Source organism: Haemophilus sp. HMSC61B11 (assembly GCF_001838615.1).
GTDB classification, from domain to species: Bacteria; Pseudomonadota; Gammaproteobacteria; order Enterobacterales; family Pasteurellaceae; genus Haemophilus_D; species Haemophilus_D parainfluenzae_AD.
In genome coordinates, this window is record NZ_KV837962.1 from 1 (window position 1) to 387 (window position 387).

Here is a 387-nt window from a genome sequence, read left to right on the forward strand (position 1 = left end):
CTCTAGTGCTCACAACCAAACAAGCTGATTCAACCTCAAAACTTCCTCTTCATCTCTGAGTTTCGTCTCGTTTACCCAACACCCAAAACCCTTGAGCGTTGTATAGTTAAGCCTCTCGGGCAATTAGTATCTGTTAGCTCAACGGCTCACACCGCTTACACACCAGACCTATCTACGTCTTAGTCTTAAACAACCCTTACTGTCTTAAAGACAGGGAGAACTCATCTCAAGGCAAGTTTCGTGCTTAGATGCTTTCAGCACTTATCTCTTCCGCACTTAGCTACCCGGCAATGCGTCTGGCGACACAACCGGAACACCAGTGGTGCGTCCACTCCGGTCCTCTCGTACTAGGAGCAGCCCCTTTCAATTCTCCAACGCCCACGGCAG

At 49.4% G+C, this 387-nt stretch carries 1 rRNA gene; it reads right to left on the bottom strand.

What is annotated here, in order from left to right:
• Positions 1-102: 102 nt before the first annotated feature.
• Positions 103-387, bottom strand: a 23S ribosomal RNA gene (locus HMPREF3263_RS03750); the annotation flags it as partial.